Source organism: bacterium, from assembly GCA_024228115.1.
Taxonomy (GTDB): domain Bacteria; phylum Myxococcota_A; class UBA9160; order UBA9160; family UBA6930.
This window is the reverse complement of sequence record JAAETT010000203.1, coordinates 1-12,305: the sequence shown is the minus strand read 5'-3', so window position 1 is coordinate 12,305 and position 12,305 is coordinate 1. Positions and strand designations below refer to the sequence as shown.

The following is a 12,305-nucleotide window of genomic DNA, read 5'->3' as shown; positions in this document are numbered from 1 at the left end:
TTACAATTGACTTGTTGCAAGGGGGCAATGCCCCCTTGCAACAAGTCAATTGTAAACCCCGTCCCCGCTGTTGACTTATTGGGCTCGCCAGTATGCGGGTCTGGCGATAGAATGGACGCCGCCCCTCCGGTCCCGAGGCAATGGAATGGCACGAACGCCTCGCTGGGACGCTCCCGGGACTGCTCACCATGTGATGATCCGGGGGATCGAACGCCGCGCGATCTTCCATTCGGACGGGGATCGCACCGATTTCCTCGAACGCCTCGATCGGCTTGTTCCCGAACTCGGATTCCGCTGCTTCGGGTTCGCGTTGATGTCGAATCATGTTCACCTGGTTCTGCGCAGCGGGTCGGTCGGCGTGTCACGCCTGATGGCCCGACTGAACGGCGGGTACGCCCGAGCCTTCAACCTGCGCCACGAGCGGTCCGGGTACCTGTTCCAGAATCGTTTCAAATCCAGACGGATCGAGAGCGACGCGGAGCTGCTTGGAGTCGTTACCTACGTCTGTCGCAACCCCTTGGACGCCGGGATGCTGGGCTCGGTGAAAGAACTCGAGCGTTGGCCTTGGACGAGTTACTCCGCCCTCGTGGGTGAACGGCCGGCGTGGTCGTTCGAGAGTACGTCCGAAACGCTCGAGTTGATCGCAGATGCTCCTGCAACCGCCCGGGAGGCCCTTGCTGCTCGGGTCAAACGGGAGAGAGCTGGCGCGGATACTCCCAGCGTCTGGACGCCTCTCGCAGGTGCGGAGTCAGTTGGAGGATCGGTCTCCACCGTCCAGGCTCTAGACGAGGTGATTCGTCTGGCCAGCGAATCCCAGGGCGTTGACCCCGAAACACTGATTCGCGGTTCGCGCGGCCATGCTGTTTCGCGGGCCCGGGCCATGGTCGCCCACATCGCGGTCGCCGAGATCGGAATGACAGGGAGAAGCGTCGCGGCCGCGCTTGGGATCAGCCCGGGGGCGGTCACCCGGGCCGCAGAACGTGGCCGAGACCTCGTTGCCGAGGCCGGGTCGCCGCGTGCGCTTGGCTCAGCCGAGCGGCCGAAAAGTAAACAGTAAACCCCGTCCCCGAGGTTGAGTTCTAGCGGCTGGGGTAGTTCCGGATGGGGTTTCGGCCTTCGGGGTAGTCCGGGTACTGGTGGTGGGAGCCGGCGATCTTCTTGCGCAGGGCCACGGCGGCCTTCAAGGCGTCGCGGCGGCTGACCTGGCCGATGAGCTTTCCGTCCTCGATGACCGGGAAGCGTCGCATTCTGCGGACGACGAACTCGTGTGCCACGGCGAAGAGCTCCAAGTCGGGGCCGATGGTCACGCAGTCTTCGCTCATCAGCTCGCTCACGGACTCGATCGCGTCGTGGGAGTCCATCTCGAAATCCGCCGAAGCGACCGCGCGGAGGCAATCGTACTCGGAGAGGAGGCCCAGCAAGTGGCCCTCTTCATCGACGACTGGAGCCCCCGAGATGCCGTGTTTGAGCAGCACGGCGGCAGCTTCCACCGCCGGTAGATCGGGGCGCAATGTCACGAGCTTCCGGGTCATCATTTCCCTGGCTGTGGGAACGTGGGGCATCTCCATGGAGTCCTCCTCGATTTCTCCCCCCTTGGGGAATCCAGTATATCAGACTCACCGAAGCGAGTGTTTTCGCTAGCGAAATCGCTCCCGACCGCTAAGATCCGCGGCCGTCGAGACCTGGGGCCGAACAGATCCCTGGGGCCAAGGGAGAGCGTCGCAATGGCGGTGCACCGGATCAGGAGGGGTCTGGATCTGCCGATCTCGGGTGAACCCGAGCAGGCAATCCACACCGGGCCGGAGATCGGCCGCGTGGCCGTGATGGGCGATGACACGCCAGGAGTGCGCGCACGCCTGGCCGTGGCCGAGGGAGATACGGTCAAACGCGGCCAGCTCCTGTTCGAGGATCGCCTGCGCCCCGGCATTCGTTACACCGCGCCTGGAGCGGGGAGGGTCCAGGCGATCTTTCGGGGCGCCCGCCGGGTGCTGCGATCGGTCGTGATCGAGCTTTCCCCGAGCGAGCGCGCTGGCCAGCCCAATGCCGAGGAGCTCCAGCCGTTCAGCAGCTGGAAAGGCGGCGATCCCACCACCTGGAGTGGCGACGACGTTCGCGCGCTGTTGCTCGAAACCGGGTTGTGGAGAGCGTTGCGCGGCCGCCCCTTCAGCAAGATTCCGGAGCCGGATAGCTCGCCTCGAGCGATCTTCGTGACGGCCATCGATACGAATCCGCTCGCAGCTTCGCCCGGCACGGTCTGTGGTGAAGACATGGCTGCCTTTCAGCTTGGTCTGAGGCTGATCGACAAGCTCTGCGACGCTCCGACCTACCTATGTGTCGGCCCCGACTCGTCCGTGCGAGGCGGAGTCGATTCGCCGGTCCAGGTCGAGGTCTTCGATGGCCCGCACCCGGCCGGCACGCCGGGCCTGCACATGCATCTGCTGGCGCCCGTATCCCGCGCACGCACCTCCTGGCATATCGGCTACCAGGATCTCATCGCTCTCGGCCGGCTGGCCGAAACCGGAACGCTGCCGGTGGAGCGAATCGTTTCGCTCGCCGGTCCGCCGGTCCCCAATCCGCGGCTCCTGCGCACCCGCCTCGGAGCGAACCTCGACGAGCTCACGGCTGGCGAGATCGACGAATCCGAGGGCGAGGTTCGCTTGATCTCCGGTTCCGTCATCTCCGGCAAGAAGGCCATGGGAGCGGAGTTCGGATACCTGGGCCGCTACCACTTGCAGGTGAGCGCCCTGCGCCGCGGGAGCCGTCAGTTCCTGGGCTGGATCGATCCCGGCTTCGGCAAGTTCTCGATCCTGCCGGTCTTCTTCTCCCGCCTCCTGCCCGGCACGAAATTCGATATGACGACGGATACGAACGGCTCCTACCGGCCGGTCTTCCCCCTCGGCACCTACGAGAAGGTCATGCCGTTGGACATCATCCCGACCTACCTGCTGCGTTCGCTCATGGTCGGCGATATCGAGCAGGCCGAATTGCTCGGAGCGCTCGAACTCGATGAGGAGGATCTCGCGCTCTGCACCTTCGTCTGCCCGGGCAAGACGGATTTCGGGCCCATCCTGCGCAAGAACCTCGACCGCATCGAGAAGGAGGGCTGATGCAGTTCCTGCGAGACCTCCTCGACAAGGCAGAGCCCAACGTCAAGAAGGGCGCACGCTTCCAGACCCTCGCCTCGGCCTACGAAGCCCTCGACACGATGATGTTCACGCCGGGCATCCAGACGCGAACCGCCTCTCATGTGCGCGACGGCCTCGACTACAAGCGCATGATGTTCATCGTGGTGATGGCCCTCGGCCCCTGCCTCCTCGTCGCCAACTGGAACACGGGCTACCAGGCATTCCTGGCGATCGAAGCCGGTGCCGTGCCGCTCGGCGATTGGCAGAACGGGCTCTTCCAATGGCTCGGCGGCCAATACGTCTCCGGCAATGTCCTCTGGTGCGCGCTGTTCGGGGCGCTGTATTTCTTCCCCATCTTCATCGTCGTCCATGTGGTCGGTCTCGGAATCGAGATCGTCACCGCGCAGATCCGCGACCTCGAAGTGACGGAGGGTTTCCTCGTCACGGGTGCGCTGCTGCCGCTCCTCCTTCCCCCGACCATTCCTCTCTGGCAGGTTGCGCTCGGCACCGCCTTCGGTCTGATCATCGGCAAGGAAGTCTTCGGCGGCACCGGGATGAACTTCCTGAATCCGGCGCTCGTGAGCCGTGCTTTCCTCTTCTTCGCCTACCCGGCCTACATCTCCGGCGAAGGCCCCTGGATCGCGGCGGATTTCCTCGGTGTGGACGGCTTCACCGGCGCCACCTTGCTGGCCCAGGCCGCGGCCGAGAGCGGTGCCCTCCACGGAGCGAGCTGGTCGACGGCGTTCTTCGGCGGGATCAGGGGCTCGATGGGAGAGACCTCCGCTTTGGCCTGCCTGATCGGTGCAGGCCTGTTGATCCAGACGGGTGTCGGTTCCTGGCGCACGATGCTCGGAACGGCCATCGGCACCGTCGTGATGGCCACCTTCTTGAATCTCATCGGCTCCGATACCAACCCGATGTTCGCCGTTCCCTGGTACTGGCATATGGTTCTCGGCGGTTGGGCGATCGGCACGGTGTTCATGTGCACGGATCCGGTTTCGTCGGCCTACACGGAAAAGGGAAAGCTGGTCTACGGCTTCGGGATCGGCCTGCTCTGCGTGATCATCCGCTGCATCAACCCCGCCTATCCGGAAGGCATGATGCTGGCGATCCTCTTCATGAACATGTTCGCGCCGTTGATCGACCACTTCGTGATTCGAAGCAACATTGCAAGAAGGGTGGCCCGCAGTGGAGCATAGTACGCGCCACACGGTGATCTTCACGACGCTGCTCTGCGTCGCGTTCTCGGTCGTGGTGTCGACGGTGGCGGTCTCGCTGCACGACCGGCAGGAAGAGAACAAGCGCCTCGATCGCATCAAGAACGTGCTCGGCGTGGCCGGCCTGGCCAAGCCGGGTGAAGATCTCTCGCCGGACGAGCTGAACGGGCGTTTCGAGACAGGCCTCGAAGCCGTCGTGGTCGATATGCTCACAGGCCAGGTGGTGGAGGGCATCGATCCGCTCTCCTTCGATCAGCGAAAAGCGGCGAAGGATCCGCAGCAAAGCCGCCCGGCGGAAACCAATCGCGCCAAGGTGCGACGGGTTCCGAACCACGCAGTGGTCTACCTGATCAAGGATGGCGACGAGGTCACGGGATTCGTTCTCCCGATCGAAGGCTACGGGCTCTGGTCTACTCTCTACGGCTACATCGCCATCGAAGCGGACCTCCAGACGGTCAAGGGCATCACCTTCTATTCCCATGGGGAAACGCCCGGGCTCGGTGGTGAGGTCGACAACGTGCGTTGGAAGGCGCGCTGGCCAGGCCGACAGGTCTTCGATGCCAAGGGTGCCCCGCAGATCAGCGTTGCGAAGGGCGCGGTGGGTTCCCCCAACGAGGATCCCTTCCGGGTCGATGGCCTTTCCGGTGCCACGCTCACATCCAACGGCGTGACGAACATGCTGAAGTTCTGGCTCGGAAGGAGTGGCTTCGGCCCCTACCTGGCCCAGCTTCGCAAGCAGGGAGAGATGGGATGAGCACGACACGGGAAATCCTGCTCGATCCGTTGATCGACAACAATCCGATCGGGCTCCAGGTGCTCGGCATCTGCTCTGCCCTGGCTGTCACGACCCAGCTGAAGAATGCCATCGTGATGACGCTGGCCGTGATCTTCGTGCTGGCGGCTTCGTCGGTCTCGGTGAGCGTCCTTCGCAAACAGATCCCCGGAAGCGTTCGCATCATCGCCCAGCTGACGATCATCGCCTCGATGGTGATGATTGCCGACCAGTTTCTTCGGGCCTTCCTCTACGACATCAGCCTGCAGCTCTCGGTCTTCGTCGGCCTGATCATCACCAACTGCATCATCATGGGCCGGGCCGAAGCCTTCGCGATGCAGAACAAACCCTGGCCGAGTTTTCTCGATGCGATTGGAAACGGTGCGGGATACGGCCTCGTACTGATCGTCGTAGCCGTTGTCCGGGAACTCCTCGGCTCCGGGAAGCTCTTCGGGAAGACGATCTTCCTCACCGTTTCTGAGGGTGGCTGGTACGTGCCTAATGGTCTGATGGTGCTGGCCCCGGCGGCGTTCATCCTCATCGGGTGCTTCATCTGGGCCGTCAGGGCTTTCCGGCCGGAGCAGGTGGAAGAAGAATTCCACGTGGGTCTGCTCGAAACCGCCCACGATAGTGAGTTGCGCTGATGCTCGAGCACTATCTCAGCCTCGCCACGAAAGCGATCTTCGTCGAGAACATGGCCCTGGCCTACTTCCTGGGCATGTGCTCCTTCCTGGCCGTCTCGCGGAAGGTGGAGACCGCGATCGGCCTGGGCGCTGCGGTCATCTTCGTGTTGGGGCTGACGATGCCCCTGAACCAGATTCTGGTCAAAAGCTTCCTGGAAGAGGGTGCGCTTTCCTGGCTGCCCGGCGGCGAGAACGTGAACCTCTCGTTCCTGAGCTACCTCGTGTTGATCGGGACGATTGCCGCGATGACCCAGATCGTCGAGATGGTGATCGACCGCTTCGCGCCGGCGCTATACGGCACACTAGGCGTCTTTCTGCCGCTGATCGCGGTGAATTGCGCGATTCTGGGTGGCGCGCTCTTCATGGTTCAGCGCGATTACACGCTTGGCGAGGCCACGGTCTTCGGCATTGGCTCGGGTATCGGTTGGGCATTGGCGATCGTTGCGTTGGCCGCGGTGCGTGAGCGCCTGCGATACAACGACGTCCCCGCTCCGCTGCGTGGCCTGGGCATCACCTTCATCACAGTTGGACTGATGGCGATTGCCTTCATGTCCTTCTCGGGTATCCAGCTCTAGCAGCTCGAGCTGGGAACGGGAGCGTCTCTTGAATACCGTCGTCTTCGGAATGGTTGGCTTCACCGTCATCATCGTCCTGCTGACGGTGATTCTCCTGGTCGTGAAGGCCTACCTCTCACCCGGTGGCAAGGTTCGGGTTGGGATCAACGGTGACGATTCCAAAGCCCTGGAGGTGAGTGCAGGCGATACCCTGCTCTCGACCCTCGCCGCAAACAACATCTTCATTCCGTCGGCCTGCGGCGGGAAGGGCACCTGCGGTGTGTGCCGCTGTCACGTCGAATCGGGGGGCGGTGCGCTGCTTCCCACCGAGACCTCTCACATCACCTCGAAGGAAGCCCGGGCGGGAGAGCGCCTGGCTTGCCAGGTGAAGGTGAAGGAGGATATGGAGATCGGGCTTCCGGCGGAGGTCTTCGACGTCCGCAAATGGAAGTGCCGCGTTCGCTCCAACTACAACGTGGCGACGTTCATCAAGGAGCTGGTTCTCGAACTGCCGGAAGGCGAAGAGGTTCCCTTCCGAGCGGGCGGCTACATCCAGATCGAGTGCCCGCCCCACGTCGTCAAATACAGCGACATCGACGTGGAGGAGGAGTACCGGGGCGATTGGGACAAGTTCAACCTCTGGCGATACGAGTCGAAGGTGGATGACGAGGTCTCCCGGGCCTACTCGATGGCCAGTTACCCCGACGAGAAGGACATCATCATGTTGAATGTCCGCATCGCCTCGCCGCCGCCGAACGCCCCCGACGTTCCGCCGGGCCAGATGTCCTCCTACATCTTCAACTTGAAGCCCGGCGATGAGGTCGTGATCTCGGGTCCCTACGGCGACTTCTTCGCCCGCGAAACCGGCAACGAGATGTGCTTCATCGGCGGCGGCGCGGGCATGGCGCCGATGCGCTCCCACATCTTCGATCAATTCCGTCGCTTGCACGCCGATCGCAAGGTCACCTTCTGGTACGGCGCACGTTCCCTGCGCGAGGCGTTCTACATCGAGCACTTCGATGCGATTTCCTCGGAGAACGAGAATTTCGAGTGGTATCTCGCACTCTCCGAGCCGCAGCCCGAGGACAACTGGACGGGCCTGACGGGCTTCATCCATCAGGTGCTCTTCGACAACTACCTGAAGGATCATCCCGAGCCGGAAGAGATCGAGTACTACCTGTGTGGCCCGCCGATGATGATCGACGCCTGCAAGAAGATGCTCGACGATCTGGGCGTCGAACCCGAAAACGTCATGTCCGACGATTTCGGAGGCTAGGCAAACGCCTCGACCCGAGGCGCTGACGCCCCGAGCCAAGCGTCTTCTACCGATCTTCCTGCTCGTTCTCCTGGCGTTGACCGCGCGCATGCTCTGGTGCGAAGCGCCCAGGCAGACGCTGCTCGCGGGCCAGACGATGGGGACCACCTGGTCGGTCACGCTCACCCGGCCGGATCCGAATGCGCGCCAGGCGGTGCAAGCCCGGCTCGACGCGGTCAACGCGGCGATGTCGACCTGGGATCCCGATTCTGGGCTCTCGCGCTTCAACGCCCATTTGAGCACCGATCCGTTTCGGCTCTCAGCCGAAACACTTCGCGTCATGGCTCTCGCCCAGGAGGTGAGCGAAGCGACAGGCGGGGCGTTCGACGTCACCGTGCGACCGCTCGTCGCCGCGTGGGGCTTCGGCGCTGGAGCGCGGGTTCCCGGCGCCGGCCCGATCGATGCGGAGCTGGCGGAGCTCCGCGCGCGCGTCGGCTACGAACGCCTCGACCTCGATCCCGTCGGAGGGACCGCCCAGAAGCAGCACCCGCGGCTGGAGGTCGATCTCTCCGCCGTCGCCAAGGGCTTCGGTGTGGACGAGGTCGCCCGGGCGCTCTCGGAACTCGGCCACGAGCGCTTCCTGGTCGAGGTCGGCGGAGAGGTTCGTGCCCGCGGCGAACGCCCCGGAGGCGGTCCATGGCGCCTCGCCATCGAACGCCCGGAGCCCGACGGCCGGGCCGTCCACGCCGTCGTCGAGCTACGCGATCAGTCCATGGCGACTTCCGGTGACTACCGCAGTTTCTACGAGCAGGAGGGCGAGCGGCTCACCCATATCGTCGATCCGCGCATTGGCCGCCCCGTATCGCATGCTCTCGCCTCGGTCAGCGTCGTGCATCAGGACGCCGCCAGCGCCGATGCCTGGGCGACGGCTCTGACGGTGCTGGGGCCGGAAGAGGGACCGGCCGTTGCAGACGAGATGAAGATCGCCGCCTACTTCATCCTGCGCACCGCGTCGGGCAGCTATGAGACCCGGACCACAGGGCCCTTCCCGCGCCTTCATGTCGCCGGGGAGCAGACCCGGTAGACTCCCGATATGGCAACTTTCCTCGCCACCCTCGTGGTCTTCGGACTCGTGACGGTCGGTATGTCTCTCGGCGTGATCGTTCAGGGCAAGCGCCTCAAGGGCAGCTGCGGGGGAACGGGGGAGGCCTGCAAATGCAGCCCGCTCGCGGCCCGCGCCTGCAAGCTGCGTCGGGAACCCGAGGCGAAGCCCAGCTAGTCGCGGGTGTGCCGGTCCGGAGGCGGAGCCCAGCTAGTTACGGTAGCGCCGCCCCGCTGAGGAGCCGCGTCTGTGGCGGATTCCTCGGTAGGAGTGGCGGCGTGCAGGTTGACGGCCATAGCCGTCGCGATGCACACGGCCGTACCGGTAGGTCCGCGGGTAGCTGTAGTGGCGCCCGTAGACGTAGGGGTAGCTCGGCCGGTAGTGGTGCCCGCACCCATGGTGGTGGTGATGGACGTGGCCACTGACGTGTCGGCGGTAGCCGACGCTGGGATACACGTAGATGGGTCGCCGCTCCACCGTGTTCGTCGTGGAAGCGGGAGGCCCAGCCTTCGTGAAGCCGCCGCCGGACGAAGTCCCACCAGGCCGGACGACCTCGCAGTCGTCCCCGTGGCAGATGAGGACGGCGTCGCCGGCAGCGGCCGAGCCTGCGAACAGGGTGACCGAGGCGAGCAGCCAGAGAATTGTGCCACTCTTCATTGGGTTGATAATACCACACTAGTACGTGAGGTTAGAGGTATCGGGTGAGCCCGGGAGGATGTCGTCCCCTAGGGGACACTCAGCATGAGATCAGACGAAGTAGGTCGGCGAATTCGTCGCCGCCACGACATTCTCCTGCAGATGCGCCAGCGAGCCCATGTCTGCATTGACCACGTCGAGACCGTGGGCCAGGACGTAGGCGTAGCTGCGTTGGAAGCTGGAGAGCGAGGCGGCCATGAGTTTCTCATCGTAGTACTCGTTGAACGCGTCGAGCTTCTTCCACCATCCGAGGATCGGGAGGCCCGCCAGATGACGAGCCGCCTTCATGCCCACCAGCCCGATGCCCGCCTCGCGTGCCTTCGCGAGTACGGGTTGCAGGCCCGTCATCGGCTTCGAACCCTCGAGCACGCTCTTGCTCTCCCAGTCGTACCAGCCACCAGGAGTGATCGCGATCATCGCGAGGTCGTACCAACCGGTACCCGCGGCGGTTAGAAGCACCTTCTCTGCATTGCGGTGGGTGCTGAGACCGAGATGGGTCACCTTGCCCGCCTGCTTGGCGTCCTGGAAGGTCCGGTAGATCTCCTCACTGGCGATCAAGGACGGGTTGTAGGACGCCATCAGGTAGTAGGCGTTCACGTGCTCGACCTGGAGTTCGCCGAGGCTGGCATCGAGTCGCTTACCCCAGCTTGCCGCAGCCTGTTTCGCCTGCTGGACAGTGATGGCTTCGTCGGGCTCCGCTTCGAGGTCCGCAGGGGCCTTGGAGATCAGGAATACCTTGTCGCGGACCTTGCCGATGAACGGGGCCAGATGTTGTTCCGCGTCGCGGTAGTACCCGCGGTAGCCCACGTCGAAGACGTTGATGCCCGCGTCGAAGGCCGCATTCAACAGGGCGTCCTTCTGGCGGAACATCAAGGCCGCCCCGCATCCGAAGACGAGGCGACTGGCATTGAAGTTCGTACGGCCCAGCCTGCGGTAGGTCATCTCCGGCCAGATCGCCGCGGAACCGCCAGCCTCACGCGCGGCGTAGATTGCGGCCCTGCCGTCGCCGCAGCTCATCAGGGTGCGCCCGCCCACCGCCAGCATCGCCATGTACTGGATGAACCCGCGGCGGCTGAGGGATTCGGATCTTCGCTCGTGTTGCATTGGTGCTCCCTGGGTAGGAGAGGCCTGCTTGCTCCGCTGACAGAGAGGATCACGAATACCGCTCGCTCAGCCAACAGCTATCTCATGCCGCCGGCAAGGTCTTCTGGAGCGAGCGTGAGTACACTTCGATGGCCCGGCGAATCTGACGTCCGACATCAGGAAAGATGTCGTGCGATGAGTCAGGGCCGATCTTGCGACGTGGCGCCGCAGGCATCTACTTGGAGGAATTCGACGTGACCGATCGAAAAAAAGCCGGCACTCGCGCGGATGCAGGCAACCCCGCTACCGCACCATCCTTTACCGGAACCCTCTCGCCCGGGATCCACGTCGTGGGCGGGATGGGCAACGCCCTGAGTGTGGAGACACCTGACGGAATCATCCAGGTCGATACGGGCCAGAATGAATCCCAGGCTCGCCAGATGATCGCGAGCCTACGCGAGATCAGCGACGCTCCCGTTCACGCGATCGTCCATAGCCACGGACATCTCGGCTACAACGGCGCGATCGGGACATGGACCCTGGATGCTGCTCGCCGCGGAGATCCCCCGCCGCGCACGATTGCCCACGAAAACCTGGTCCGGCGCTGGAATCGATACCTCGAAACCGAGGGGCTCCAGCGCTACTTCATCGAACTGCAGTTTCGGGTTCCACGGGGCGGTGTGAAGGGCCCTTTGCCCATCCGCATGCCCAACGAGACCTTTCGAGAGGAACTCCATCTCGGTTCGGGCGAGAACCGCCTCCAGGTTCTCTGGGCACCCTCCGAGACCGATGATGCGGTTGCAATCTGGTTTCCGGAGAAGCACATCTTGTACGGGGGTGCGGCCGTCACGCCCAGTATCCCAAACGTCGGTACGCCCCTTCGGAGCCTGCGCGACCCGGTGCGATGGGCGGAAACCCTCGAGCGGTTGGCCGATCTCGAGCCGCAGCTCGTCATCATGGAATTTGGTCCGCCGCTCGAAGAGCCCGAGCGAATCCAGACGATCCTGCGAAAGACCGCCGAAGCGCTCCGCTACCTGCGCAAGGAAGTCGTGGAGCGATTGAATCGCGGTCTCGGGATCGAAGAGATCATTCACGACATCGCATATCCCGCCAGCCTGTTCGACCAGCCCTGGATGACACCCCTCTACGGATGTCCGGAGTACATCGTGCGGGATATCTACCGAGCAGAAACCGGCTGGTGGGACCGGAATCCGACGCACCTTCATCCGGCACATCCCGATGAGGCAGGAGCCGCCATTCTGTCTGCGATTCGAGATCGAGGGTTGGTCCTGGATCGGGCGAGATCCCTCGCGGCGGAGGGCAAGACCCAGCTGGCCCTGCATGTGATCGACATCCTCGCTCTCGCGCCCGGCGACGCACCAGAGCTTGCCTCGGCTCGTGCTCTCAAGGCCGAACTCTGCAACGAGCTTGCTGACCAGACCCCGAGCTTCGTCTCCCGGAGTCTGTACCTGTCGGCGGCGCGGATCATCGCCAAGGGAGCCCCTGCGCCGACGGGTGTCAGGTAGGGCGGACAACGCCCGGCAACGTGCGGAGGGAGAACTCTCGCCAGAGCCTGCGGCTACCCTGCTACTTTGATGAAGCCCATTGGATCCACTCAACCGAGATTCCGGGCATGTGACGGCATGCATTCGCGCGCCCCAGCTTCTTCGAGGTTCTCCTAGCGCGAATAATTCATGAAGAAGTCGTGGTCTTGAATTGAAGAAGGCCCCAGTTGCGGTAGAAACGAGTTGCAACACGCGTTTCCCCTCAACAAGGGCCCCTTCATGAAGCCGGATTCTACCGCACAGGCTGTCATCT

The 12,305-nt window shown here is 63.7% G+C and carries 13 protein-coding genes; 10 read left to right on the top strand and 3 right to left on the bottom strand.

The annotated features are described in order from the left end of the window. Positions 1-145: 145 nt before the first annotated feature. Positions 146-1,057, top strand: a complete 912-nt coding sequence (locus tag GY937_09750) for a hypothetical protein (GenBank protein MCP5056993.1) — start codon at positions 146-148, stop codon at positions 1,055-1,057. A 22-nt stretch (positions 1,058-1,079) separates the two neighbouring features. Here GY937_09750 and GY937_09745 read toward each other — a convergent pair whose 3' ends face one another. Next, positions 1,080-1,568 (bottom strand): CBS domain-containing protein, encoded by a 489-nt coding sequence (locus GY937_09745; GenBank protein ID MCP5056992.1) that lies wholly within the window; start codon positions 1,566-1,568, stop codon positions 1,080-1,082. Positions 1,569-1,730: 162 nt separating this feature from the next. Here GY937_09745 and GY937_09740 point away from each other — a divergent pair, with 162 nt between their 5' ends. The 8 genes from GY937_09740 to GY937_09705 all read left to right on the top strand — a co-directional run bounded on the left by GY937_09740 (position 1,731) and on the right by GY937_09705 (position 8,885). Next, the gene (locus tag GY937_09740) at positions 1,731-3,107 is read left to right on the top strand and encodes a Na(+)-translocating NADH-quinone reductase subunit A (protein ID MCP5056991.1); all 1,377 of its coding nucleotides are present in this window, start codon (positions 1,731-1,733) and stop codon (positions 3,105-3,107) included. Next, positions 3,107-4,324 carry an NADH:ubiquinone reductase (Na(+)-transporting) subunit B gene (locus GY937_09735; GenBank protein MCP5056990.1) on the top strand — a complete coding sequence of 406 codons (1,218 nt, stop codon included), beginning with the start codon at positions 3,107-3,109 and terminating at the stop codon, positions 4,322-4,324. The genes GY937_09740 and GY937_09735 overlap by 1 nt, the downstream gene beginning before the upstream one ends. Further along, positions 4,314-5,096, top strand: coding sequence for a Na(+)-translocating NADH-quinone reductase subunit C (locus tag GY937_09730; protein MCP5056989.1), 783 nt, complete (start codon positions 4,314-4,316; stop codon positions 5,094-5,096). Before GY937_09735 ends, GY937_09730 begins: the two co-directional genes overlap by 11 nt. Beyond that, the gene (locus GY937_09725) at positions 5,093-5,758 is read left to right on the top strand and encodes an NADH:ubiquinone reductase (Na(+)-transporting) subunit D (GenBank protein MCP5056988.1); all 666 of its coding nucleotides are present in this window, start codon (positions 5,093-5,095) and stop codon (positions 5,756-5,758) included. Before GY937_09730 ends, GY937_09725 begins: the two co-directional genes overlap by 4 nt. Beyond that, positions 5,758-6,372: an NADH:ubiquinone reductase (Na(+)-transporting) subunit E gene (gene nqrE, locus GY937_09720; GenBank protein ID MCP5056987.1), complete on the top strand. Its 615-nt coding sequence runs from the start codon at positions 5,758-5,760 to the stop codon at positions 6,370-6,372. The genes GY937_09725 and nqrE overlap by 1 nt, the downstream gene beginning before the upstream one ends. 49 nt (positions 6,373-6,421) lie before the next feature. Beyond that, complete coding sequence (locus tag GY937_09715) at positions 6,422-7,627, top strand: NADH:ubiquinone reductase (Na(+)-transporting) subunit F (protein MCP5056986.1); 1,206 nt, start codon at positions 6,422-6,424, stop codon at positions 7,625-7,627. A gap of 88 nt (positions 7,628-7,715) precedes the next feature. Continuing rightward, on the top strand, positions 7,716-8,690 hold the full coding sequence (locus GY937_09710; protein ID MCP5056985.1) for an FAD:protein FMN transferase: 975 nt from the start codon (positions 7,716-7,718) through the stop codon (positions 8,688-8,690). Between the two features lie 9 nt (positions 8,691-8,699). Then, the gene (locus tag GY937_09705; GenBank protein MCP5056984.1) at positions 8,700-8,885 is read left to right on the top strand and encodes a hypothetical protein; all 186 of its coding nucleotides are present in this window, start codon (positions 8,700-8,702) and stop codon (positions 8,883-8,885) included. Between the two features lie 33 nt (positions 8,886-8,918). Here the strand turns inward: GY937_09705 and GY937_09700 are convergent, their stop codons facing one another. Both GY937_09700 and GY937_09695 read right to left on the bottom strand, forming a co-directional pair. Beyond that, on the bottom strand, positions 8,919-9,365 hold the full coding sequence (locus tag GY937_09700) for a hypothetical protein (GenBank protein ID MCP5056983.1): 447 nt from the start codon (positions 9,363-9,365) through the stop codon (positions 8,919-8,921). A gap of 90 nt (positions 9,366-9,455) precedes the next feature. Next, on the bottom strand, positions 9,456-10,508 hold the full coding sequence (locus GY937_09695) for an aldo/keto reductase (GenBank protein ID MCP5056982.1): 1,053 nt from the start codon (positions 10,506-10,508) through the stop codon (positions 9,456-9,458). 164 nt (positions 10,509-10,672) lie between these two features. On the opposite strand from GY937_09695, the gene GY937_09690 reads away from it, so the two are divergent. Beyond that, positions 10,673-12,013 carry an MBL fold metallo-hydrolase gene (locus GY937_09690; protein MCP5056981.1) on the top strand — a complete coding sequence of 447 codons (1,341 nt, stop codon included), beginning with the start codon at positions 10,673-10,675 and terminating at the stop codon, positions 12,011-12,013. The last annotated feature ends 292 nt before the right edge of the window (positions 12,014-12,305 follow it).